Here is a 23,277-nt window from a genome sequence, read left to right on the forward strand (position 1 = left end):
GGTCAGGGTTGTCTTGGTGGTTCGGTGGTCTCGTCGATGTGGGCGGCCAGTTCGGAGACGGTGGGGTACTCGAAGACCGCGCGCACCGGGATCTCCACGCCGAACTCCTCGATGATGGCGGCCGTGATGCGTACGGCGAGGAGCGAGTGGCCCTTGAGGGCGAAGAAGTCGTCGTCGGGGCCCAGTTCGTCGATTTTGAGGACCCGTCGCCAGATGTCGGCCAGGCCTCGTTCGGTTTCGGTGGTGAACGCGTCCGGGCCGTCGAGCGGCACGGTCCGCTTGGCATCCGTGGCCGGGACGCCCAGGTACGGCCTGGGGTCGGGGAGGCGTTTCCGGTCGACCTTTCCTGTGGTCGTCGTCGGCAGACCGTCGATGAGGATGTAGGCGGCCGGTACCATGTACGCGGGCAACGTGGTGGTCAGCTTGCGGTGCAAGGGCCCGACCTCGACGGTGGCACCGGGCCGGGGTTCGAGGTAGGCGACCGGATGCGTGGTGCCGGACTCGTCGGTGAAGACGCCGACGCAGGCCTGCGCCACGTTCGGCTCGTCGAACAGGGCCGCTTCGATCTCGGCGAGCTCCACCCGCGCGCCGCGGATCTTCACCTGGTGGTCGCGGCGGCCGAGGAACAGCAGCGTCCCGTCGGGCAGCCGCCGGGCCAGGTCGCCGGTCCGGTAGATCCGTTCCGGGCGATCCCCCGCGTCCGGGAGCGCCGCCTCCGGAGGAAGGAACGCGGCTTGGGTCTCCTCGGGCCGTCCCACATAGCCGTGTGCGAGGAACCGGCTGCGCAGCCAGACCTCGCCTTCCTGGCCGTCCGGCACCGGCCTGCCGTCCCGGTCTCGCAGCAGCGTCTGGATGCCCTCGATGTCGGCGCCGATGGGCACTTCACCGTCGCAGTCGCCAGGAACGGGATGGAACGTCGCGACCGCCGACTCGGCGGGGCCGTACAGGTTGTAGACCTGCGCGGCGGGAAAGTGGGCACGTACGCGGGACACCAGCGAACTGTGCAGAGGCTCCCCGTACAGGCTGACGGCCTCTACGTGCTCGGCGGGCTTGTCGGCGGCCTCTTCCCGCGCGAGCAGCAGGCGGCGGATCAGCGTCGGAACGGTGAAGATGTGGCTGACCGCGTGGTCGGTGACCCACTCGCGGACCCGCGTTCCGTCCGGCTTGTCCCTCGGGGGCGGGATGACCAGGGCGGCTCCCGCTTCCAGGACGCCCAGGATCTCCAGGTAGCTGGCGTCGTAGCTGAGCCTTGCCCATTGCAGCATCCGGGATGTGGGCCCGATCCCGGTGTGCCGGGCCAGCCAGTGCGCGAAGTGCATGAGGTTGCCGCTGCGCTGGGCGATGCCCTTCGGCTTGCCCGTGGAGCCGGAGGTGTAGATCAGGCAACTGGTGTCCGGGGGGACGGTCGGGGAACGGTCGGCGCCGACCTCAGCCCTGACCTCGGCGGTGTCTCCTGCCACGGCTACGGCGACGGGGCAACCCGCCATTGCCAGACCGGTGCCGTGGGTGATGAGGCCAACCGGGCAGCAATCACGCAGGATCAGCTGGTGGCGGGCTTCGGGCTGGTCCTCGTCCAGCCAGACGAAGGCCAGGCCCGCGCTGAACGCGGCGACCAGCGCGGCGATCGCGTCGGGTCCGTCCGGGAGGGTCAGGGCGACGACGTCTCCGCGGCGCAGGCCGGCGGAGTCCATCGCTTGCCGGTAGCGCTCGGCACGCGCGGACAGGCCGCCGTAGGTCAACGTGCCCTCCGGCGAGATGACCGCGGGCCGGTCAGGCGCCAGGTCGGCGTGCCGTACGAGGATGCGGCCGATTTCCGAGTCAGGTGTCATCGTTCCTCCCGGGGACGATCCGTGTGCACGCTCGTGGCGCCACGCCACGCCGCGAGGGCTCGGACGATCTGACGGACGACCTCCGGCAGCGCGGTCTGGAGCATGAAATGACCGGTGTCCAGAGTGGTCACGGTGACCGGACCGGTCGTATGGCGCTCCCACAGCGCCATGTCCACACCTTGGGCGGACGGGTCGTCCGCGCCGACCAGCGCGTGCACGGGACACTCCAGGCGGGGAACGGCGGCCGGCCGGTAGCCCCGGAAGAGCGTGACGTCGGCCCAGATGTCGCGGATCACGATCCGCCGCACCATCGGATCGTCGAGGGCGGCCTTCATCTCCGGGTCGCTGTCTTCGACATAGGACAGCAGGAACTGGAGAGGACCCGGTGCGGCGCCGTCGGCCGAGGGCCGTCCCGCCGCGAGCATCTCCTCAAGCACCGACGCGAACCGCTGAGGAGGCTGCGTCGACAGCGTCACGAACGCGACCGGCGACCGTGGCGCCGCGGTGATCCGCGCCGTCTCAAAGGCGATCAGTCCGCCGAGACTCTGCCCGAGTACCGCGTACGGAGGCTCGACGTTCGCCAACGCCGCGGCGGCCCCGGCCGTGAGACCGGCGAGAGTCGGGCTTGTGCGCACGGTGCCCCGCGTCGGCATGCGCAGTGCCCGTACCTCGATGTCGTCCGGGAGGCCGTCGGCGAGTGCGAGGAAGGCGGGTGCGTCCGCACCGGCGTGGGGAAAGCACATCACGCGCAGCGCGGCCCCGGGGCGTCGCCGAGGCGTCCAGAACCACTCCGATTCCCGAGCCGTCACGAGCAGTCGTCCCGGAACTCGTCCTGAGTGACGACGATGACGACCGGCTCGGGCGCCTGCTGGCCGTCGTCGGCTCGTTCGCGCGCCTGCCCGAAGTCGTCGGCCCGGTCGCGCGCCTGCTCGAAGTCGTTGCGCTCCCACTCGTACGACGTGGGGATCAGGAAGGCCGGCAGCAGCTTCCGGAGCCGCCGGCGCATCTCGGCGTCACTCGGCAACGCCTGCTCCGGGCTCCTCGGCGCCGGGACCAGCTTGGCGGCGAGACCGGAGCCGGACGGGTCGTTGCGCACCCGGGCGGAGGCCACTTCGGGAACGCTGCTCAGCACGTCCTCGATGACGCGAGCCGCGACACGGCAGCCGCGCACTCGTAGTTCGCTCTCGTACGGCCCATGGTGCTCCACCGTGCCGTCCGGACGTATCCGGGCCAGATGACCGGTATCGATTCCGGCGTCGTCCAGCCAAAGCCGGCCGAGCGCGCCCCGGGGCAACGGAACGCCGTCATCGTCGCGTATCGACACGCGCGTCCGGCCCTGCGGCCCCGCCACACGAGCGGTCAGCTCCGAAACAGAACGCCCGGGCGCTCCGCATACGGCACGCAGCAACGAGACGTAGTCGTCCACGACACCACGGACGGTGTCGTGATCGAACAGGTCCACGTTGTAGCAGACCTCAAGGCCGAAGCCCTCGCTGCCGTCCTCCATCAGGTGCAGCTCAAGGTCGAAGCGCGTCGATTTCTGGGTGACGCCCTCTCCCCAGCGCGTCACGTCGAGGTCGTGCCAGCGCGTCGTGCTCCCGAGCGGCGGCAGGTAGAGGAGCTGGAAGATCACCTGAACGAGCGGGGTGTAGGAGAGGTCGCGTTCGAGCCGCAAGTGATCGACGAGCATGTCGAACGAGAGCAGGTCGTGTTCGTACGCGCCGAACAGCGCCTCGCGGGTGCCGGCGAGCGCGTCCAGGAAACTCGGATCGCCCGACAGGTCCAGCCGGATGGGCAGCGTCTGCACGAAGAACCCCACCGTGGACGCGAACTCCGGTCGCGACCGCCCGGCCTCGACGACGCCGACGACGACGTCATCGGCGCGCGCGTAGCGGGCCAGCAGCACGGTGAAAGCGGTCAGGGCGACCATGAACGGGGTCGCGCGGTTGGCGCGGGCCAGATCGCCTATCGAGGCGGCCACGTCGTCGGGCAACCGAACGGAAAAATCCGCTCCCCGGAACCGCTGAACGGGAGGCCGGGGCCGATCGGCTGGCAGGGTGGCCAGTGGCGGGGCACCCGACAGTCGTTCTCGCCAATAGGCCAGGTGACGCTCCGCCTCTGGTGAGCGGAGCTTCTCGTTCTGCCAGCGCGCGTAGTCGGCGTAGCCGGACTTCAACGGCGGCAGCTCGGCGCGGTGGCCGGCGGCCTCCGCGGCGTAGAGCACGCTCAGCTCCTCGTCGATGATCGGTGCGGACCATCCGTCGATGATGATGTGGTGGAAGCCCAGCATCAGGATGTGCCGGTCCGGGCTGAGGCGCACCAGGTGAGCGCGCATGAGCCGGTCCCGCGCGAGGTCGTAGGGCCGCTGCGACCACTGGGAGGCGAGCTCGGCAAGGCTCTGCTCCGCCGCGTCCGCGCTCTGCTCCGCCGCGTCGGCCCCGTCCGCCGCGTCCTGCGTCTCCGGCGTGTCCGCCACGTCCTGCGCCTGCGCCTGCGGCGTGTGCGGCTTCGTGAGGTCCGTACGTTCCAGGTGGAAGGTGATGGGCGGCTCATCGAGCCTGACCGCGGGGCTCCCGGCCTCGGCGGGGAAGGTCATGCGGAGCGCGTCGTGCCGGTCGGCGAGCGCGCCGAGCGCTCTGCGAAGGGCGTCGGCGTCCAGCGGCCCGGACAGTTCGTAGGCTTGGAAGACGTTGTACTGCGTGCCTCCGGGAGCCAGTTGCTCAAGAAACCAGAGACGTTGCTGGGCCGGAGAAAGAGGCAGTTCCCGATTTTCCCGCACGAGCGCATTTCCCGCCGGAGAGCAAGCCGCGTGTCTTTCTGATCAACCTGACCGTACCCCGATAGTGACACCTGTCAAGAGTCGCTTTACGGCCGGATCGCGCCGCCACCTGGCGCCTTATGGACGCGGAACGAACAAGGAGGCCACCGCTTCGGCCGCCTGTTCCGCGGTCGCGCGGGCGGGGGCGCCGGCGATGACCGCGGCCTGCGCCCGTCCCGTGATCCGCCAGACCCGTTCCATCTCCGGGAACGTCGGCATGATCATGCCCGTGTCGCACAGTCGGCGGTAGTACTCGATCCAGGCGTCGTGAGCCGCGTTCGTCCGGATGGCCACAGGGCTCACGAGATTCCTGGCGAGGGAATCCAGAACGCGCGGCTGGGTGAGGTAGTCGGCGAAGAGGTCGTGAGCGATGGTCTTGTTCGGGCCGCTTCTGGTCATGAGGAGACCGCGGACGAGCGAGAACGTGGTCGCGTCGATCCCGTCCGCGAACGGCGGTACGGGGCTGACCGCGAACGGGACACCGGCCTGCCGGGCGGCCAGCAACCCGTCGGTCGTGGTGATCAGAAAGGCGGTCCGGCAGGAGGTGAACAGTTTGAACGAGTCTTCGCGTCCGGTCGCCCGCCGCAGGATCCCGGCACCCGCCTCGCCCAGCTCACGCAGCCGTTCGAACGCGGCGACCGATCCCTCGTCGGCCAGGGCCACCTCGCCGCGATCCCATTCGCCGTCCTGGTCACGGCCGAAGAGCCGTCCGCCGGCGCTGGCGAAGAGCGGCCAGAGCTGAAAGGGGTCGCCACCTTCGCCGACGCGGAGGGAGCACACGTGGGTCGCGCGTCCGCCGGCGCGGAGCGCTTCCCCGGCGGAGATCAGTTCGTCCAGGGTCGCGGGCTCGGCCGGTGCCAGGTCGGTGTTGCGGATCAGCGCGACCGTGTCGACGGTCATGGGAAGCCCGTAGAGCCGACCGTGCATGGTCAGCGCCTTCAACGTCCAGTCGGGGAAGGCCGAGCGGTGGTCGGCGGACAGGGTGGTCGGCTCGATGATGCCTCTGCGGGCCAGGTCGCCGATCCAGTCGTTCGGAGCGATCAGCGCGTCGGCGGCGCCCGATGCCTGCGCCTCCCTGGTGTAGTCCTGCTGGGAGTACCCGGCCGGCGTCACGGCGTAGTCGACGTGGACCCCATAGGTGGCCTGGAAGTCCTCATCGAATTGCGAGAAGGTGTCCGCGCGCAGCTGGTCGGCCATGATGCGCAGGCTCGGGCCCAGCTTGGTCAGCTGCCCGAACTGGTTGCGCATCCAGCGCACGCCCGCGGCGTCGGTGAAGCAGAGCCGCACGCGGTAGGCGCTCTGATGGCCGGGCGTCCGTCCACCGCTGATCATGGCAGGGTCGACGGGGAAGAACCGAGGGTGCTCCCCAGGTGGCAGGACGTGGGCGTGCAGCTTGACGCCCTCGGAGTCGCCATCGCGCTCCATGACGGTGAGATAGGCCTGGTAGACGGGGGCGTTGGAGGCGTTGCGGACGAAGGCTCCGAGCCTTCCGTCCCGATCGTTCTCGCCCCACCACGCCGAGACGAGCGCGGCTTGCGCGCGGTGGTCGAACTCGGCCGCCGCCCGGCGGGCCTCCTCGTTGACACGGTCGCGGTCGGACTCGATCTGGTACGTCCGGCGCGAGACCACAACCGCGACCGCGGCGAACAGCAAGGCGAAAAGAGTGCCCACCGCCGACAGCCACGCGGGTACATTGCCCCAGTCGGTCGTGAAGGCGGGAAAGAGCACGATCACGGATCGGTGTCCGAGGTACGGAGCCACACGGCCGTGTCCGCGGGCAGCATGCCCCCGGCCAGCGGTCCGCTCGCGATCAGCACGGTCGTGTGCGCGGGCAACGCCATCGGTTCTGAGGAGAAGTTGACCGCACATGCGAAACCCGTTCCACGCGCGAAGACCAATGCGTCCTGGGGAGCCGTGAGCCATTCGACCGGGCTTTCGCTGAGCTCCGGGAGGGTTCGTCTGAGTTTGAGCAGCGACCGGTAAAGGCTCAGGTGGGAACGGGGGTCGGCGTTCTGCTCGGCGACGGTGAGGCTCCGCCATTCCGCCGGCTGCGGAAGCCAGGAGGCCGTGGAATCGGAGAAACCAAAAGGGGGGACTGACCCCTCCCAGGGAAGGGGGACCCGCGAACCGTCTCGCCCAGGGTCGGCTCCGCTGGTACCGCGCAAGGTCGGATCCTGTCGCAGGGCAAGTGGGATGTCTTCTACCTCCCAAAGCCCGAGCTCGTCCCCCTGGTAGACGTAGACCCCACCGGGAAGAGCGCACAGCAGCAGAATCGCGGCACGTGCCCGTCGCGTTCCCAATTCCAAATCAACGGGCAGGCCAAGGAGCCGCTGCTCGCCGTATCGCGTGTCATCCCGTCCATAGCGGGTCACATGGCGGATCACGTCATGGTTGGACAGAACCCACGTGGGAGGAGCACCCACCAGCGAATGCGTGGACAAGGTGCTGTCGATGACCGAACGCATCTCGGCCGGGCCCCATCCACAGCGCAGGAAATTGAAATTGAACGCCGTGTGGAGCTCGTCCGCCCGCAGATAGTCGGTGAACCGGTCAGGGTCGGCGACCCAGACCTCGCCCACGAAGAGCCGCTCGCCGGGATAGGAGTCCAGGATCGCCCGCCACGAGCGATAGATTTCATGGACTCCCGGCTGATCGCGGTCAGGTGGCCGTGCCGGGTCGGGCCAGCCGCTCAGGTCCGGCAAGTCCGGATTCTTGACGAGGAGATCCGCCACATCGATGCGGAAGCCGTCGACCCCGCGGTCGAGCCAGAAACGCAGAATGGACTCGAACTCCGCTCTGACGTCCGGATGGTTCCAGTTCCAGTCGGGCTGGGATGGATCGAACAAGTGCAGATACCACTCGCCGGGCGTCCCGTCGGGCTCGGTCGTTCTGGTCCACGCGGGGCCGCCGAACGTCGCTCGCCAATCGTTCGGCGGCTCCGCCCCGCCGGGGCCGCGTCCGGGCCGGAACCAGAAGCGCTCCCGCTCCGGGGAGCCGGGCCCCGCGGCGAGGGCCGCCGTGAACCATGGATGTGCCGACGAGCAGTGATTGGGAACGACGTCGATGATCACGCGCAGCCCCGCGGCATGCGCCTCCCCGATGAAGGCCTCGGCCTCGGGCAACGTGCCGAGCGAGGGATCGATGTCGCGGTAGTCGGCGATGTCATAGCCGCCGTCGATCATCGGCGAGACGTACCAGGGGTTGATCCACAACGCGTCCACGCCGAGGTCGCGCAGATATCCGAGCCGGTTGCGCAGTCCCCGCAGGTCTCCGAGCCCGTCCCCGTCACCGTCGGCGAAACTCCGGATGTACACCTGGTAGAACACGGCGCTCCGCCACCAGGGACGATGATCGGCCGCCGCGCGCACCGCACCGGTTCGCTCTTCCAAGGATCTCCGCATGCGCGCCACTGATCCCGCCGTGAGCCATGGATGAATGCGAAGAAGAATCTATATGCAAGCGCCCAGCGTGCGCGTTATTTGTGATTACGGTCGCCTGCGCAAAGGGCGGTTTCGACGGTGGCCTTTATGTCGTTGCTCTGCGCGTCCGGTCCGCCTGGGCCGAGGTTCACCATGACCGCCGCCTGCCTGCCGTCGGTTGTGGCGCCGCCCATGGTTTCGAATCCGATGAAGTCGCCGGTGTGACCCCAGTAGAGGCCGCCGCAGGGGAGTGGCCTGCTCTCCAGGCCCAGGCCGTACGCGCGGCCGTCCCGGTCGCCGGTCGGGTGGGTCCTCATCATCTCCCGGAGCTGGGCCGGGCGCAGCAGCCTGCCGCGGACGAGCGCGCCCAGGAACCGGTTGAGGTCGCTGCCGCTGGAGATGACCTCGCCCGCCGGGCCCGCGACCGAGGGGTTGACCGCGGTGATGTCCATGAGCGGCGCGTCCTTGCCCGGTCGTGCGTACCCGCGCGGATGCGGTCCGGGGATCACCGGGGAGTCGCCTGGCATGGAGGTCTCGCGCAGGCCGAGCGGCCTGATGACGCGCCGGCGGATCTCCTCGCCGTAGGTGTGGCCGGTCACCTTCTCGATGAGCATGCCCGCCAGCAGGTAGCCGGTGTTGGAGTAGCGCCAGCCGGTGCCGGGTTTGAACGTCGGAGGGTGCGCGAGCGCGATCTTCACCAGGTCGCGGATGTCGTGGTGGGCCAGCGCGTCCTTGAGCACGTCCTGAGGCTTGAGGTAGGTGAGGAAGTCGGGCAGGCCGCTGGTGTGCTGGAGCAGCTGGCGGACGGTGATCATGCGTCCGTCGTTGTGGCCGCGGACGACGCCGGGCAGATAGCGCTCCACCGGGGCGTCGAGGACGACACGGCGCTCTCCCACCAGCTGGAGCACGACCGTCGCCACGAACGGCTTGGTCATGCTGCCGATCCGGAACCTGCTGTCGGGACGTATCGGAGCTCGGCTCTTCACATCCGCGACCCCGCTGGTCAGCGCCAGGGTGCGGTGCCTGTTCCGCGTTTCGACCAGCGCTCCCGGCCCGCCGTCGACCGTGGTCAGCCGGTGCAGGAGTTCGCGCAGCCGGGGGTGGTCGGTGGTGGCGTGCGCGTTGCCCGGCAGCCCGCCCGTCATCGTGACGCCCGCCGCCACGGCCAGCGCGCCGCCCAGCGCACGCTTGTGCTCGATCACGTGTACTCCCTTGATCGTGGAACCACGACGCTAGGGATCGCGGTGTCGAACGCGCTTCACCCGCGAGAGCCACCGTTCACCTCGTACCGCGGACGGACGCTGAGGTGAGCCGAGCTGCCGTCACCATGGCGCCCCTGGTGGATGTCGTTCGCTCGCGATCGGTCGGGTGAACCAAACGTTCGGGGTCGTGCGTACGACAGGCCGACGACCGGCTAGGACCGAGCCGACCGGTTCGGGCTGAGCCAAGACCGCGCATACCCCCGGAACCTCGCGGAGGATCGTGTGCAAGCAGGAAATACGGTCCCCACCACCGCCACCGAGACGTACGGCGCCAATTGGGACCAGCGCCAGACCGCCGTACGTGCTGCCCCCGAACCACCATGGCCCATGGGCACGCCGGATGGCGACCGGGATGACAAGGCGTCCGCCGGCCGGGCCTCGGGCATGCCGGTTCCGGGCATGCCGGTTCCGGAGATGCCGGTTCCGGAGCAACGGTTCGGAACGCCGGCTACGAAGACCGCCGGCAACAAGCTTCTGGTGGTGCTGCTGTTCTGGGCGACGCTGGCCACCAGCGTCGCGCTGTGGATGTTCGGTACGCCGCGCAGCACACTCAGTGGCACGCCCGAGCTCGTCACGGCCGGCGGGCGGGTCACCGGACTGATCGGCGGGTACCTGCTCCTGGCGCAGGTCCTGATGATGAGCCGCGTCGCCTGGCTGGAGAACTGGATCGGCGGCCACGACCTGATGCGCTGGCATCGCCAGGTGGGCGTCTACCTGCTGCTGTCGGTGCTGGCGCACGCCGCGTACATCACGGTCGGGTACGCGATGAGCGCCGGCGTCACGGTCGTCGACCAGACGGTCACGCTGTTCAACACCGTCGACGGGATGGTCGGTGCGTACGCGGCCACGGGAATCATGGTGGCCGTCAGCATGCTGGCGATCCGGTCCGTTCGCCGTCGCATGCCGTACGAGCTGTGGCACTGGCTGCACCTGACCACGTACGCGGTGCTGATCCTGGGTTACGGGCACCAGTTCGCCGGGGCCGAGCTCGCCGAGGGAGGGTTCGCGCGCTGGTACTGGATGAGCCTGTACGCCTTGGTCATCGCTTGTCTCTTCTGGGGCCGCGTGGTCGAGCCGCTGTGGCTGAACGTGCGGCACCGCTTCGAGGTCATCGATGTCGTGCCCGAATCGGAGACGATGTTCTCGGTCTACATAGGCGGGCGTCGCCTAGACCGGCTTGAGGCAGAGGCCGGGCAGTACTTCCGCTGGCGGTTCCTGGCCGGCGGGGGTTGGTGGCAGTCCCATCCGTTCTCACTGTCGGCCAGCCCTAACGACCAGTGGCTGCGGCTAACCGTCAACGCAGTCGGCCGCCACACGACAGAGATGCGCTACCTGCGGCCGGGCACCCGGGTACTCGCCTCCGGCCCGTCCGGGACGTTCACCGCCGGGCACCGCACGCGTCAACGCGCATTGCTGATCGCAGGCGGGAGCGGCATCGCCCCGATCCGCGCGCTGCTGGAGGAACTGCCGAACGGCAGCGTGGTCATCTACCGGGCCTCGGACGCCGACGACATCGTCTTCCGCGACGAACTGCGCAGCCTGGCGCAGCGGCACGGGCACGACCTGCGCTACGTGCTGGGTTCTCGGCACGAACCCGGCCCGCAGAGCCTCTTCACGCCCGGAGGGCTTCGGGAGCTGGTCCCCGACGTTCGTCACCGGGACGTGTACGTGTGCGGCCCGCCCGGGATGGTCGAAGCGGCGGTCGCGACCCTGCGCCGCCTCCGGGTGCGCCGCCGCCAGATCCACCTTGACCCGTTCGAGTTCTGAAACGAGGAACGTGATGCGTCGAACCACCGCGGCCATCGCCGGCACACTGAGCGGCGCCGCCCTGCTCCTCGCCGCCAAGTACGGAGCGGACGCCCGTTCCGCGGCGACCGGCCAGACCGCCGGCGAGACGGGGGACCTCGCGCCCGCCGGCTCGTCGGCCTCCAGCTCGCCCGGACCGGACGCCGGCGGCAGCGCCCCACCCAAGAACGGCAACGGCTCCTCTGGCAACGGTCCAGCCCGAGCCGCCAACGGCCTGAGGGACGGCGTGTTCCGTGGCAACACCGTGCGCAACCAGTACGGCCCCATCCAGGTCACCATCCGCGTGGCCGGAGGGCGAATCACGGACCTCGCCGCCAAGCACGCCACGACCCCGGCCATGACGGCGCAGGTCAACGGGCGTGCCATCCCGTTGCTACGGCAAGCGGCTCTGAGCGCTCAGAGCGCGCGCGTCGACGCGGTCTCGGGCGCGACGTTCACCAGCGGTTCGTTCGCCGCGTCGCTGCAGTCGGCGGTCACCGCGGCAAGGGCCTGACCATGCGGCACGTCGAGGAGGTCATGGGCACGGCGGTCAGCATCGACATCGCCGACGCTCTCCCGCGCCACACCCTCACCCGGCTGATCGACGAGACGTGCGCCTGGCTGCACGAAGTCGACCGGCGCTTCAGCACCTACAAAGCCGACAGCGAGGTCAACCGGCTCGACCGAGGCGAACTGACCATCGGCCAGTGCTCGGCCGACATGCGCGCCGTGTTGGACGCCTGCGCGTCCCTTCGGCGCGAGACCGACGGCTACTTCGACGACAGGGCCGCCGGGCGCCTCGACCCTTCCGGCTACGTCAAGGGCTGGTCGGTAGAGGTCGCGTCGGCGCGCCTAACGCAGGCGGGCTCTCACAACCACTGCATTAACGCGGGCGGTGACATCCGCAGCCGCGGCAACCCCGAACCCGGCCGTCCGTGGCGTTTCGGGATTCGCCATCCCTGGGAGCCCGACAAGGTGGCCTGGGTGCTGAGCGGCACCGATCTGGCCGTCGCCACGTCCGGGACTTACGAACGCGGCCTCCACGTGTTCGACCCGCATTCCGGCGAACCCGTACAGGCCCTTCGTTCGGTCACCGTTACCGGCCCCGACCTCTCCCTGGCCGACGCGTACGCCACCTCAGCCATGGCGATGGGGGCGAAGGGGCTTCTCTGGCTGGCCCGCCTCGCCGAGGCCGGCTACGAGTCCGCCGCCATAACCCGCGACGGCCACGCCTATCACTCCGATCATCTCCCCATCGCCACAGCGGCGCGGCCGCCGACAAAAAAGTTTGTCTTGACAAGTTGAGCTGTCCGCTGGCAGAGTCTGGGTATCGCACGAACCCGGCACGGCCACTTGGAAGGACTCCAGCTCATGCGCAAGTTCAAGCTTCAGGTTCAGACCACCGTCGACGGCTACATGGCCGGCCCGAACGGTGAGATGGACTGGATGACGTTCCCCTGGACCGACGACATCAGCGCGCACATCGGCGCGCTCACCGCTCCCGTCGACTGCATCGTGCTCGGGCGCAGGCTCGCCGAGGGCTTCATTCCGGCGTGGGCGTCGGGGCCGGAGGGCGAGACGCAGGAGTCGATCGACTGGATGAACAACACGCCCAAGGTCGTGGTCTCCAACACGCTCACCGAATCGCCCTGGGAGAACGCCGTCGTCGCCAACGGCGATCTTGCCGAGACGGTGAACAGGCTCAAGGCCGAGCCGGGCGGGGACATGATCGCTTACGGCGGCGGCACGTTCGTGTCGAATCTGATCGCCGAGGGACTGCTCGACGAGCTTCACCTCTTCGTGAACCCGACCGCGATCGGCGCCGGGATGCCCGTCTTCCCCAAGGGTGCCTACCAGCGGCTTCAGCTCGTCGGGGCTCGCGGCTTCGACTGCGGCATCACCGGACTGCACTTCGAGCCGAAGCGCTCCTGAATTCCGCGCCACCGCGGGAGCCGGCGTGCGGCTGTCAGGATCAGGTTACTCACGAGTAGGGCATCCTGGTGACCATGAAGTCGAAGTCCATGCTCGCCGTCGCCGGAGCCGTCGGCGGTACGGCGCTCGCCACCGCGGGCGTCGCCGCGTTCCTCATGACCGGCGACGACGGCGGGGCGTCGGCCCGTCCGACCGCGAGCGCCCGCGCCTACGGCGACACCAAGGAGATCGCGGCCGCCCTCCAGGAGCGAGGAGCCGCCGATTGCCGGGTCGACCGGTCGCGGGTCGAGTGCAGGTTCGCCGGTCGTTATGTCGCCGGAACGGTACTGGGCCCGGGCGGTGGTTCGGGCGGCGGTTCGGGGCTGACCATGGACACGGCCCTGGAGAGCTGGAAGACCGGCGTCGGGCAGAGCGCCCTCGGCGAGCAGGGCGCGTTCGCGATCTTGCACGGACCGAACTGGCTCGTCACCGGCCCGGACGCGCTCATCGACAAGGTCCGGCCGGCCCTCGGCGGCCAGGTGCTCCACTGTGACCGCCCCTTCGGCACCTGCGCCTGAGCCCCGGCCGCACCGGCGCCTGATCCGCGGCCCGCGCAGCGCCTGGTCCACAGGCCCGCGCCGGCGCCTGATCCGCGGCCCGCGCCTGGCTCCGGGACGCGAGTCGCCAGGGCGTCCGGGTTAGGGCAGGTCGGGCGTGGAGAGTGGTAGATCCGTAAGAGCAGCGGGCTGTCCTGGACCGTGCCTGAATGTGCCGAGTGACCGAGCCGTACTGCCGCGTCATGGCAGAATGAGGCCTCGCGCCCCAAGGGTTCGGTGGGGCGGGATGAAGGGCTGTGCCGACGCCGGGAGGAGGTTCGGTGGGCGTGTCGCATGCCGGCCGACGCCGCTCTGGACGTGCCCGACCTGTCGGCCGACCTGGGGCACGAACGACCGCGAGCCTGACCGCGCTGACCCTCGCCGCGGCGGTCGCCGTGCCGGTGGCACTCGTCCCGGACGGCTCGGGCGAGCGCACGACCGGCCGAGCCGACCAGGCACGCCAGGCGCGCGTCGCCGCACGCGGGGCCGTGAAGTCCGCGCCCGACCAGATCCGCCAGCGCGAGTGGCATCTCGACGCGATGCACATCCCCCGCGCGTGGAAGTGGTCCAAGGGCCTCGGGGTCACCGTCGCGGTGCTCGACACCGGTGTCGACAAGCGCCATCCCGACCTGGTCGGCCGGGTCACCAGCGGGCCTGACCTCACCGGCGGCATGCGGCGTCCCGGCGGCAAGTACTGGGGCCTGCACGGCACCTCGATGGCGAGCATCATCGCCGGACACGGCAACGGGCCGGGCTTCCAGCGCGGCGTCATCGGTGTCGCGCCGCAGAGCCGCATCCTGTCGGTCCGCGTGACCTGGGAAAACGACGACCCCCTCCGCGGCAACGGCGGAACGAGCGGACGCAACCGCGACGCCGTGGCGCAGGGCATCCGCTATGCCGTCGACCACGGCGCCGACGTCATCAACATGTCGCTCGGCGGCGGCAGGTTGTTCTATGACGGCGACAAGACCGAGGAAGAGGCGGTCCGGTACGCGCTCAGCAAGGGTGTCGTGCTCATCGCCTCGGCGGGCAACGATGGAGCCGGTGCCAACCGCCGCAACTATCCCGCCGCCTACAGCGGAGTGATCGCCGTCGGCGCCCTCGACAACCGCGGGCGGATCTGGAAAGACAGCAACAGGCGTTCGTACGTGGCGGTCTGCGCGCCCGGGGTCGAGATCGTCAGCGCGGACGCCAGCAACGGCTACGTGGTCGGTACGGGCACCAGCCCGTCCTCGGCGATCGCCGCCGGAGTGGCCGCGCTCGTCCGGGCCCGCTACCCGAAGCTGACTCCGAGCGAGATCCGCCAGGCGCTCGTCCAGGGCTCGGTGCCGCGCCGGGAGACCAGCGACTCGTCCAGCTGCCCGGGCATGCTCGACGCGACGCGCGCGCTCCTGGCCGCCAACAAGATCAACAAGGCCGCGCACGGCCCCGGCGCCGCGCCGAGGAACGCCGTGCAGTCCTCCCCGGCCGCCGGAGTCCAGCCCGACGAGGGCACGGGCACCCTGGTGACGGCCGTCGTCGCGGGCGGCGCCGTCCTCGTGATCGTCGGTCTGGTGCTGGGCTGGCGGCAGCGGCGCCGACCCGATGACGACTTCGAGGACGACGACTACCTGCGGCACTCGAACGGCGAGCGCCCGCGTGAGCCCGTCGGCGCCATGACGGGCGGAGGCTCGTCGGGCGGTCCTGACGCCGGGCCCGTTCATGTTCCGTTGTGGCAGAGCGGCGAGGTCTTTCCCGGCGGCGTGCCGTCCGCGGCGTCGCCGTCACCCCACCAGACGGATCGTCCGCTCTGGCCGCCGTCTGGCGCCACCGCCGAGGGGAACGGCCAAGGCCATGGCCAGGAGCCCGCGTACGGCTCAGGCCTCGCCCACCCGCAGGCGAGCCAGTACGGCTCGGGAAGCGGAAGCGGCTACGACCAGGAGACTCCTTACGGCCTGGGCAATGGCCACCAAGGGCGCGACCAGGGCGACAACGACGAGCGCGCCTACGGCCACGACCTTGGGCGTGGATTCGGTCCGGTAGGACGACAGCGGCCTCCGTTCAGTCTGGGCGACCTTCGCCCTTACCAGCCGGATGAAGCCGGGGTCTCGGACAATGGCCGAGGCCAGAACGGCAGCGCCCTGAACGGATTCGGCACGCCCCACAGCCAAGGACAAGGCCACGGCCACGGCCTCGGCCTCGGCCTCGGCCACGGTCTCAACGGTCGTTCCGCTCTGAACGGCGACGCTATGCCTTCCCACGAAGGAGCCTTCAGCGGACCTCCCGCGCAGGACCCTGTACCCCGGCAGGAGGACGACGCGGAAAGCCCAACGGGAACGATGCCCGTCCTACCCCTCCAAGATGACTTCGCCGACGAACGGCCCACAGCGGCCTTGCCCGCGGTGCCGCCCGCGGGCTTGGGTGACGACGACCCCTACGGCGGTCCCTTCTCCGAACCCGGCTTGCCGCAGGACGACCAGCCAGAGGGCCGCATCAGGCGCCAGCGCCCGGCCGATGACGACGACTACCGCCCGCCCTGGTGGTGAACGCGGCGCCGCACCGGTAGACCACCAGGCTGCTCCGTTGCGCGCCGTGGGCCTGGGGCGCTACTCCACCGGGCGTAGCGGAGAAGCCTCCGGCCGTACGATGCCGTGGCCCTGACCTGTCGCCGAGCATCGACTCATCCGAAACAAGGAGGTCGATGACCATGTTGATGACGATGGCGACGCAGCTCCACCCGGGCCCCTGGCACGAGGACGGCGCCACGGACGCGCCCGCCTGGTGGCCGGTGTTCCCGATCACGTTCGGGCTGTTCTGGGTGGCCGTGGTGGTAGCCGGGTTCTACCTGGTGCGCCGCCGTATCGCGGCCGGTGCCGCGCAGGCCGACCCGATGACCCGCGCCCAGTCGGTGCTCGCGGAACGCTTCGCCCGAGGCGAGATCGACGAGGACGAGTACCACACCCGCCTGTCGACGCTGCGTCACGGTGCCTGACGTCCGTAACCCGACCGCCGTGCCCGCGTGGATCACAAAGGCGCGGCGGCCGGGGCGGGGCGTCAGTCGGCCTGGGCGGGACGTCAGTCGGCCTGGGCCTCTTCAAAGATCTTGTCGATGCCGTCGAAGTCCATGGGGCACCGGGCGGCGGCCTCGGCGAACCGGGTGAGGAGGCGCGCGAAGTCCGCGCGTTCCGTCTCGGACCAGTCCGTCATGAGCTCGTCCAGGTAGGCGCGGCGGAAGCGGTCGGCGACCTGCTTGACGCGCATCCCCGCGTCGGTCAGCCCCAGGTTGGCGCGGCGCGCGTCCACGGGCGAGGGGCGGCGGGAGACCAGGCCCGCGTCGATCGCGTGGCCGACGAGCCTGCTCGCCGTGGACGGGTCGATCTCCAGTCGTTCGGCGACCGCCCCGACCGTGACCTCGGCACTCGGCTTGGGCTGGCGTTCGTCCTCCGGCTCGAAGCTCAGGGCGGCGACGGCGTGGACGACCATGAGATTCGAGAGCTGGAGGGGCCTGCCGCCGGGCCCGCTGGACGTCTGCGCCCGGATGCGCTTCATGAGGTCGGGCTTGGCCCAGACCCGGCGGAGATGGAAGAGCGCGAGGGCGATGTCGGACAGCGCCGGGTCAGGTGGGCTCCCGGCGTGCTCGCCCAGGGAGGCGTGCTCGGTTCCCATGGGGGCCTCCGCTCCACTCGTGGCGTCTCCGGGTCATCCCGTACAGATGCACGATACATACTTTACGCGTGCCGGGAGTGATCGGCGCGCCTCCCAGGCGGTGATCAGGGGTGATCAGGGGTGATCAGGGGGTGGGGGAGATGCGGATGCGGGCGCCCGGCGGCAGGCCGAGGCGCTGGGCGGCGTCGCCAGAATTGACGGCCAGGGCCAGGCACCCGACCGAATCGGCGTAGGCGACCAGGTCTCCGGGCGGAACGGAACCGAAGGTCTCCCTGTAGGGAACGCTGAAGGTGCGGCGATGCTGCGGCTCGTGGCCCTGGAGGCGTGCGGTGACCCCGAGGGTGACCGTGAGGGACTCGCCCGTACGCGCGCCGAGCTCGTCCAGGTCGGCTCTGGTCAACGAGAGCTGGATGTTGCCGAAGCGGTCGACCGTGAGCACCTCGCCCTCCGCCCCGCCGTTCTGGACGCGCCGCGTCGGAGCGGGGAGCGTGAGAATGCCCTCGGGATCCAGGGGGCGGCCGACGGCCGAGATGTCGAGCCCGCTCGCCAGCTGAGCGGCGACGGGCGTGAAGATGTCGCGGCCATGGAACGTGGGGGAGACCGGCTGCAGCCAGAGCTCGGAATTGGTGAGTTCGAACGCGCGGAGCTCGTTCGGCGTCGGTGTGGTCTCGCCGCCCGGGCTGCGCCACGGTGCGACCGGGTACGTTCCACCGGGTGCCAGACCGCGTGCGGCCCACGACAACAACCCGTTGTCAGGACCTACGAAAATCCGGTCGCCGGTCTGGATCGCGATGCCTCGCCGGCTCGTTCCCACGCCGGGGTCGACGACCGCGACGTGCACGCCGGGCGGCAGGTACGGAACGGTCTGCGCCAGCACCGCGGCACCGCGCCGCACGTCACCCGCCGGGACGAGATGGGTGATGTCGATGATCCGGACGTCCGGGGCGATCCGGGCCGCCACACCGTGACATGACGCGACGAAACCATCTTCGAGCCCGTAGTCGGTCAGGAATGTGATGCACTGATGCGCCGTGGCGCTCGTATCGTCACTCAACGGAACCCACCTCCGTTGCCTGAGCGTAACGTTGCGCCGTTCCGTCAGAACACCCGGAAGTTGTCGGCGGGGACGCGTAGCATGGCACCGGCCGAACCCGGACGACCCGGGATTAGTGACCACAGAGGGGACCTCATGCGCGAGGCCAACGCCCCTGGTGACGGCCCCCATCAGGACGGAAGCATGAACGATGGCTCAGCCCTGCACCCAACCGTGACCGACGGCCTGGAAGACGACGGAGCCTTCCCGGCCGACCTCCTCTCCGAGCGCGACCGCCAGATCCTCGCCTTCGAGCGACGGTGGTGGAAGTACGCCGGAGCCAAGGAGCAGGCCATCCGCGAGCTGTTCGAGATGTCGGCGACGCGGTACTACCAGCTCCTCAACATCCTCATCGACCGACCCGAGGCGCTCGCACACGACCCGATGCTGGTCAAGCGCCTCCGCCGGATGCGCTCACAGCGTCAACGGCAACGCGCCGCGCGCCGACTCGGCATCCGGCCGTAGTGTGACCAAAACTGGTCACGTGAACCTTCCTCTCACCACCGTCGGTACGGACGGCCTCGACGCGATCCGCAACCGACCCGCCGGAGCCGTGCTCGGCTTCGATTTCGACGGCACACTGGCGCCGATCGTGGACGATCCCGAGGCGGCGCGAGCGCACCCCCGGGCGGCAGCGACCCTGGCCCGCCTGGCCCCGCTCGTGGGCTGCCTGGTGATCGTCACCGGCCGTCCCGCGGCCACCGCGGTGGAGTACGGCGGCTTCGAGGGCATCGACGGCCTCGTGGTGCTCGGGCAGTACGGCCTGGAGCGCTGGGAGTCGGGCACGGTGACGGTGCCCGAGCCGCATCCCGGCGTCGCCGAGGCACGCGCCAAGCTGCCCGATGTCCTCGCGGCCGCCGGTGCCCCGGACGGCACGTTCGTGGAAGACAAGGGCCAGGCGCTCGCCGTGCACACCCGCCGCACCGCCGAGCCCGAGGTGGCCCTCGAACGCCTGCGCGGCATCATGGACGCCCTCGCCGAACGCACCGGCCTCGTCGTCGAGCCCGGCCGTCTCGTACTGGAGTTGCGCCCGCCCGGCATGGACAAGGGCCTGGCCCTCCGGGGCTTCATCGACTCCCTGGACGACGGCCCGCCGTCCGCCGTCCTCTTCGCGGGCGACGACCTGGGCGACCTGACCGCCTTCGACACCGTCGACGCCCTCCGCGCCGACGGCGTCCCGGGCCTCAAGCTGTGCAGCGGCTCCACCGAGGTCACCGCCTTGGCCGAACGCGCCGACCTGATCGTGGACGGCCCCCAGGGCGTGGTCGAGTTCCTCGAAACCCTCCTGCCCTGACCACCGCCCTCGAACGGTCAGCGGCGGCGCAGTGCGGGGTCGAGAAGCGCCGGAGGGGTGTCGTACTTCTCGTCCGCGGCAAGGTCGACGCCCGGGGCCACGATTTCGTCGATCGCATCGAGGACGTCGGCGGACAGGACCGTGTCCGCGGCGGCGAGTTGCGAGCGCAGGTGCTCCAGCGTCCGGGGACCGATGATCGCGCTGGTCACCGCGGGGTGCGCGGTCACGAATCCGAGGGCGAGCTGGATCAACGTCAGGCCCGCCTCGTCGGCGACCCCGGCCAGCCGTTCGACCGCGTCGAGCCTGGCGCGGTTGGCCGGAAGGGAGAGGTCGAAGCGCTGCGGCATGAACGTCGCGCGGTTGGTGGCGATCTCCCGGCCCGCGCGGACCGCGCCGGACAGCCAGCCCGAGGCCAGCGGGCTCCACACCAGCACACCGAGCCCGTACTCCTCGGTGACGGGCAGCACGTGGGCCTCGATCCCGCGCTGCAAGATCGAGTAGCTGGGCTGTTCGGTGACGTAACGGCCCAGGTGGTGCTCGCGGGAGGCCCACTGCGCCTGCACGATGCGGTACGCGGGGAAGGTCGAGGAGCCGAAGTACCGGATCTTCCCCGCGCGCTGCAGATCGGTCAGGGCCGACAGCGTCTCCTCATCGCTGGTGGTCGGGTCCCACCGGTGGATCTGGTAGAGATCCACGTGGTCGACACCGAGGCGACGCAGGCTGTCGTCCAGCGCGGTGACCAGCCAGCGGCGCGAACTGCCCTGATGATTGCGCTCCTCGCCCATCGGCATGTTCGCCTTCGTGGCCAGCACGAGGTCGTCGCGGCGGCCGGCGATGGCCTTGCCGACCAGCTCCTCCGACTCGCCGCCGCTGTACATGTCGGCGGTGTCGATGACGTTGATCCCGCCCTCCAGAGCGGCGTCGACGATGGCGGTGACCTCGTCCTGCGTGGTGCCTCCGATCTTGCCGAAGTTCATCGCGCCGAGTGACAGGGAGCTGACCTGCACACCTGTGCGGCCCAACGTGCGGTATCGCATAACCGTTTTCCTCCGTTAGGGGTGAAGCGTGACTTGGCCGTCCGCCCACCGCTCTGACATCATGATTAAGCGGAACGGCGTCCCGTTTGAACGATACGGAACACTGTCCCGTTTAGCAAGTTCGGCGGCGGAGGGAACGACGCGGTGCACGACAACGACCGGCGCCCGGGGCAAGAAGCCCGGCCCAAGCGGGCGGACGCCCGGCGCAACGAGGACACCCTGCTCGACGCGGCCGCCGCGATCTTCGTCGCGTCCGGCGTCGAAGCGCCGGTGCGCGACATCGCGGCCAAGGCCGGCGTCGGGACGGCCACGATCTACCGCCACTTCCCGACCCGGGCGGATCTCATCATCGCCGTCTACCGGCACCAGGTGGAGGCCTGCGCCGAGGCAGGTCCGGCCCTCCTGGAGGCCGGCCCGACCCCCTACGCCGCGCTCGGGCACTGGATCGACCGCTTCGTCGACTTCCTGGTCACCAAGCACGGACTCGCCGCCGTACTGCGCTCCGACAGCGCCGGCTTCGAGACGCTGCACGCCTACTTCCTCGACCGCCTCGTGCCCGTGTGCGCCCGGCTGCTCGACGCCGCCGCGGCCGCCGGTGAGATCCGTTCTGACATCGACGCCTACGAACTCATGCGCGGCGTCGGAAACCTCTGCATCGGGGCGGACAGTGACACCCGCTACGACGCGCGCAGGCTGGTCGGGCTCCTCGTCGCGGGACTGCGCTGACGATCCCAGGTGGGTTTTGCCTGTGTCCATAAGTGACAACAGGGGCCTGACTGATTAGCGTCTTTTGTGTTATTCGGGGGTCACGCGTTGATGGCGCGTCCAACTGCGCCAAACTATGGGCGGCATCTCGGTGAACACAGGGGGACGGGGAGCGTTGGACATGCAGCCAGGAACACCGCGAAGACCCGGCGAGGGCGGCCAGGAGCCGTTCCACCAGCAGGACGGCGTCACGACCGGGCCGATCGGCGTGCGCGAGCCGAGCGGCGTCGAGGTGCGGCTCGGTACGCGGACCGCCCGGAGCCGTGCGCGGGCGGAACGGCGCAGGCGGGCGGGACGGCGCACGGTCGTCGTCGTGGCCTCGGTCGTCACGGGGGTGGTGGCGATGGTCACGGGCGGGGTGCTGGTCGCGATCGGGTCCGGGGACCAAGAGGGAGCCGGTGACTCCCCGCCGGCCTCACAGGCCGAGGCTCAGGGGCCCGCGCCGAGGAGCGGAAAGCCGGTCACCATCATCGCGGCCGACGGCGCCCGGTACCGCGTCGCGGCCGTGACCGGGGGAGTCAGCGCCGGCGGCGAGCCGATCGTGCAGTCGTCGCCGCTGCCCTCGGGGTCGGCGGTCGCCTACATCGACTACGTGTTGAGCAACCCGTCGGACCAGAAGGTCCTGTTCGACCCTCCCGGCGACGTGTTCGTGAAGCGCGCCCTCATCGCCAGGCAGGCCCGTGGCCGGTGCATGTGGCAGGCGGGCGTGCCCGAGAGCATGTGCACTCCGCCGACGCAGAGCGAGGTCATGCGCCGCATCGCCGGTGGCGAGCTGGAGGCGGGTGACGGCGGCGACAAGTACATGCCGCCCCGCTCGTCCTACCTCGTCCGCGCGATGGTCGAGGTGCCCGTCGACAAGCGCCTCAAGCGGAACGATCTGCGGCTCTACATCTGGCAGAAGCGTTTCGTCTCCGGACAGTACGCCCAGCCGGCTCCGTTCCCCGGCTGAAGGCCGCACCGTGATCGGATCACGGTGCGGCCTGGGCGCGGTCACTCGGCCGCGGGGTCATCGGCGAGGATTCCGTAGAGGCGGCGGCGGGCGTCGTTGACGACGTCCAATGCCCGTGCCTTCTGGCTCTCGCTGCCGACGTTCATGACCTGGTGCAGCGCGCCCATGAACTGCCCGATGGCCTCGCGACCGCGCAGCGCGTTCTCGCCCGCGGCCTCGGTGACCTCGTCCCATGGGGCGACGGTCTGCTGGGAGGCCTCCTCGCGCCCGGTGTCGGTCAGCGAGAACAGGCGCTTGCCGCCCTGCTCCTCGCTGGTGACCAGGCCCTCGTCCTCCAGCAGCTGGAGCGTCGGATAGACCGAGCCGGGGCTGGGGCGCCAGACCCCGCCGGTTCGGCCGTCCAGCTCCTGGATCATCTCGTATCCGTGCATCGGCCGCTCGGCCAGCAGGGCGAGCAGCGCCGTCCGCACGTTGCCGCGCCGGGTGCGCCGCCCACGTCCGCGTCCGCCGCCGTGCCGGCCAGGGCCGAATCCGGGTCCGCCGAAGCCCTGTCCCCAGGGTCCGAACGAATCGCCGCGCCGCGGGCGCTCATCGGGATTGGTAAATCGTCCGTGTCGGGTATGCATCGCTGTCTCCTTCGTTAGTGATCGGTTGCGATGCATTAACGATATATCGGAAACCAGTCGCGATGCAACTACTAGTCGGCCAGACTTATAACATCATGCGTTGAATTAAACGTGCCATGCCCTGGCGTGGGTGACCTCAACCGGTGATGCGCACAGCTACAACCAGAACGCCGCACGCGGATATGCGGCGACTACATGCGGTGCAGACAGGCTCACATCCGTGTAGCCATGCCCACATGCGGTGTGCG

The 23,277-nt window shown here is 70.0% G+C and carries 21 protein-coding genes; 11 read left to right on the forward strand and 10 right to left on the reverse strand.

Annotated features, from left to right (window positions below; all coding sequences use genetic code 11):
- Positions 1 to 2 precede the first annotated feature (2 nt).
- The 6 genes from ABD333_RS29590 to ABD333_RS29615 all read right to left on the reverse strand — a co-directional run bounded on the left by ABD333_RS29590 (position 3) and on the right by ABD333_RS29615 (position 9,268).
- Positions 3 to 1,829: a non-ribosomal peptide synthetase gene (locus ABD333_RS29590; RefSeq protein ID WP_344545800.1), complete on the reverse strand. Its 1,827-nt coding sequence runs from the start codon at positions 1,827 to 1,829 to the stop codon at positions 3 to 5.
- On the reverse strand, positions 1,826 to 2,638 hold the full coding sequence (locus tag ABD333_RS29595) for a thioesterase II family protein (protein ID WP_344545801.1): 813 nt from the start codon (positions 2,636 to 2,638) through the stop codon (positions 1,826 to 1,828). Before ABD333_RS29595 ends, ABD333_RS29590 begins: the two co-directional genes overlap by 4 nt.
- Positions 2,635 to 4,608: a condensation domain-containing protein gene (locus tag ABD333_RS29600; RefSeq protein WP_344545802.1), complete on the reverse strand. Its 1,974-nt coding sequence runs from the start codon at positions 4,606 to 4,608 to the stop codon at positions 2,635 to 2,637. Before ABD333_RS29600 ends, ABD333_RS29595 begins: the two co-directional genes overlap by 4 nt.
- Before the next feature lie 117 nt (positions 4,609 to 4,725).
- Positions 4,726 to 6,381: a sugar ABC transporter substrate-binding protein gene (locus ABD333_RS29605; RefSeq protein WP_344545803.1), complete on the reverse strand. Its 1,656-nt coding sequence runs from the start codon at positions 6,379 to 6,381 to the stop codon at positions 4,726 to 4,728.
- Positions 6,378 to 8,048, reverse strand: coding sequence for a glycoside hydrolase family 13 protein (locus tag ABD333_RS29610; protein ID WP_344545804.1), 1,671 nt, complete (start codon positions 8,046 to 8,048; stop codon positions 6,378 to 6,380). The genes ABD333_RS29605 and ABD333_RS29610 overlap by 4 nt, the downstream gene beginning before the upstream one ends.
- Before the next feature lie 74 nt (positions 8,049 to 8,122).
- Complete coding sequence (locus ABD333_RS29615; RefSeq protein WP_344545805.1) at positions 8,123 to 9,268, reverse strand: serine hydrolase domain-containing protein; 1,146 nt, start codon at positions 9,266 to 9,268, stop codon at positions 8,123 to 8,125.
- 387 nt (positions 9,269 to 9,655) lie between these two features.
- Between ABD333_RS29615 and ABD333_RS29620 the strand changes: the two genes are divergently transcribed.
- From ABD333_RS29620 to ABD333_RS29650, 7 genes are all read left to right on the forward strand, one after another.
- Positions 9,656 to 11,095 (forward strand): ferredoxin reductase family protein, encoded by a 1,440-nt coding sequence (locus tag ABD333_RS29620; RefSeq protein WP_344545806.1) that lies wholly within the window; start codon positions 9,656 to 9,658, stop codon positions 11,093 to 11,095.
- Positions 11,096 to 11,108: 13 nt separating this feature from the next.
- The gene (locus tag ABD333_RS29625) at positions 11,109 to 11,627 is read left to right on the forward strand and encodes an FMN-binding protein (RefSeq protein ID WP_344545807.1); all 519 of its coding nucleotides are present in this window, start codon (positions 11,109 to 11,111) and stop codon (positions 11,625 to 11,627) included.
- A 23-nt stretch (positions 11,628 to 11,650) separates the two neighbouring features.
- Positions 11,651 to 12,418, forward strand: a complete 768-nt coding sequence (locus ABD333_RS29630) for an FAD:protein FMN transferase (protein WP_344545808.1) — start codon at positions 11,651 to 11,653, stop codon at positions 12,416 to 12,418.
- A gap of 66 nt (positions 12,419 to 12,484) precedes the next feature.
- Complete coding sequence (locus ABD333_RS29635; protein ID WP_344545809.1) at positions 12,485 to 13,045, forward strand: dihydrofolate reductase family protein; 561 nt, start codon at positions 12,485 to 12,487, stop codon at positions 13,043 to 13,045.
- Between the two features lie 74 nt (positions 13,046 to 13,119).
- Entirely contained in the window at positions 13,120 to 13,602 is a 483-nt protein-coding gene (locus ABD333_RS29640) for a hypothetical protein (RefSeq protein WP_344545810.1), read from the forward strand.
- Positions 13,603 to 13,901: 299 nt separating this feature from the next.
- Positions 13,902 to 16,145, forward strand: a complete 2,244-nt coding sequence (locus ABD333_RS29645; protein ID WP_344545811.1) for a S8 family peptidase — start codon at positions 13,902 to 13,904, stop codon at positions 16,143 to 16,145.
- Positions 16,146 to 16,300: 155 nt separating this feature from the next.
- Complete coding sequence (locus ABD333_RS29650) at positions 16,301 to 16,591, forward strand: SHOCT domain-containing protein (RefSeq protein ID WP_344545812.1); 291 nt, start codon at positions 16,301 to 16,303, stop codon at positions 16,589 to 16,591.
- 83 nt (positions 16,592 to 16,674) lie between these two features.
- Here ABD333_RS29650 and ABD333_RS29655 read toward each other — a convergent pair whose 3' ends face one another.
- The gene (locus tag ABD333_RS29655; RefSeq protein ID WP_344545813.1) at positions 16,675 to 17,265 is read right to left on the reverse strand and encodes a MarR family winged helix-turn-helix transcriptional regulator; all 591 of its coding nucleotides are present in this window, start codon (positions 17,263 to 17,265) and stop codon (positions 16,675 to 16,677) included.
- Positions 17,266 to 17,389: 124 nt separating this feature from the next.
- Entirely contained in the window at positions 17,390 to 18,319 is a 930-nt protein-coding gene (locus ABD333_RS29660; RefSeq protein ID WP_344545814.1) for an SAM hydrolase/SAM-dependent halogenase family protein, read from the reverse strand.
- 183 nt (positions 18,320 to 18,502) lie between these two features.
- On the opposite strand from ABD333_RS29660, the gene ABD333_RS29665 reads away from it, so the two are divergent.
- Together ABD333_RS29665 and otsB are read left to right on the forward strand one after the other, a co-directional pair.
- Complete coding sequence (locus tag ABD333_RS29665; protein ID WP_344545815.1) at positions 18,503 to 18,823, forward strand: DUF3263 domain-containing protein; 321 nt, start codon at positions 18,503 to 18,505, stop codon at positions 18,821 to 18,823.
- Between the two features lie 19 nt (positions 18,824 to 18,842).
- Positions 18,843 to 19,652: a trehalose-phosphatase gene (otsB, locus tag ABD333_RS29670; protein WP_344545816.1), complete on the forward strand. Its 810-nt coding sequence runs from the start codon at positions 18,843 to 18,845 to the stop codon at positions 19,650 to 19,652.
- Positions 19,653 to 19,669: 17 nt separating this feature from the next.
- Here otsB and ABD333_RS29675 read toward each other — a convergent pair whose 3' ends face one another.
- Complete coding sequence (locus ABD333_RS29675; protein ID WP_344545817.1) at positions 19,670 to 20,689, reverse strand: aldo/keto reductase; 1,020 nt, start codon at positions 20,687 to 20,689, stop codon at positions 19,670 to 19,672.
- Between the two features lie 144 nt (positions 20,690 to 20,833).
- Between ABD333_RS29675 and ABD333_RS29680 the strand changes: the two genes are divergently transcribed.
- Entirely contained in the window at positions 20,834 to 21,415 is a 582-nt protein-coding gene (locus ABD333_RS29680) for a TetR/AcrR family transcriptional regulator (RefSeq protein ID WP_344545818.1), read from the forward strand.
- A 160-nt stretch (positions 21,416 to 21,575) separates the two neighbouring features.
- Positions 21,576 to 22,403, forward strand: a complete 828-nt coding sequence (locus ABD333_RS29685) for a hypothetical protein (RefSeq protein WP_344545819.1) — start codon at positions 21,576 to 21,578, stop codon at positions 22,401 to 22,403.
- Between the two features lie 41 nt (positions 22,404 to 22,444).
- On the opposite strand, the gene ABD333_RS29690 is transcribed toward ABD333_RS29685, so the two are convergent.
- A complete protein-coding gene (locus tag ABD333_RS29690) occupies positions 22,445 to 23,029 on the reverse strand; it encodes a PadR family transcriptional regulator (protein ID WP_344545820.1) in 585 nt (194 codons plus the stop codon).
- Positions 23,030 to 23,277 lie beyond the last annotated feature (248 nt).

It is taken from the genome of Actinomadura fulvescens, assembly GCF_039533225.1.
Classification (GTDB): domain Bacteria; phylum Actinomycetota; class Actinomycetes; order Streptosporangiales; family Streptosporangiaceae; genus Spirillospora; species Spirillospora fulvescens.

Coding starts and splice junctions, on each gene's coding strand:
- ABD333_RS29685 (WP_344545819.1), top strand. CDS start 21,576: ATGCAGCCAGGAACACCGCGAAGACCCGGCGAGGGCGGCCAGGAGCCG.
- ABD333_RS29675 (WP_344545817.1), bottom strand. CDS start 20,689: ATGCGATACCGCACGTTGGGCCGCACAGGTGTGCAGGTCAGCTCCCTG.
- ABD333_RS29590 (WP_344545800.1), bottom strand. CDS start 1,829: ATGACACCTGACTCGGAAATCGGCCGCATCCTCGTACGGCACGCCGAC.
- ABD333_RS29640 (WP_344545810.1), top strand. CDS start 13,120: ATGAAGTCGAAGTCCATGCTCGCCGTCGCCGGAGCCGTCGGCGGTACG.
- ABD333_RS29625 (WP_344545807.1), top strand. CDS start 11,109: ATGCGTCGAACCACCGCGGCCATCGCCGGCACACTGAGCGGCGCCGCC.
- ABD333_RS29620 (WP_344545806.1), top strand. CDS start 9,656: ATGGGCACGCCGGATGGCGACCGGGATGACAAGGCGTCCGCCGGCCGG.
- ABD333_RS29610 (WP_344545804.1), bottom strand. CDS start 8,048: ATGCGGAGATCCTTGGAAGAGCGAACCGGTGCGGTGCGCGCGGCGGCC.
- ABD333_RS29630 (WP_344545808.1), top strand. CDS start 11,651: ATGGGCACGGCGGTCAGCATCGACATCGCCGACGCTCTCCCGCGCCAC.
- ABD333_RS29690 (WP_344545820.1), bottom strand. CDS start 23,029: ATGCATACCCGACACGGACGATTTACCAATCCCGATGAGCGCCCGCGG.
- ABD333_RS29635 (WP_344545809.1), top strand. CDS start 12,485: ATGCGCAAGTTCAAGCTTCAGGTTCAGACCACCGTCGACGGCTACATG.
- ABD333_RS29655 (WP_344545813.1), bottom strand. CDS start 17,265: ATGGGAACCGAGCACGCCTCCCTGGGCGAGCACGCCGGGAGCCCACCT.
- ABD333_RS29650 (WP_344545812.1), top strand. CDS start 16,301: ATGACCATGTTGATGACGATGGCGACGCAGCTCCACCCGGGCCCCTGG.
- ABD333_RS29665 (WP_344545815.1), top strand. CDS start 18,503: ATGAACGATGGCTCAGCCCTGCACCCAACCGTGACCGACGGCCTGGAA.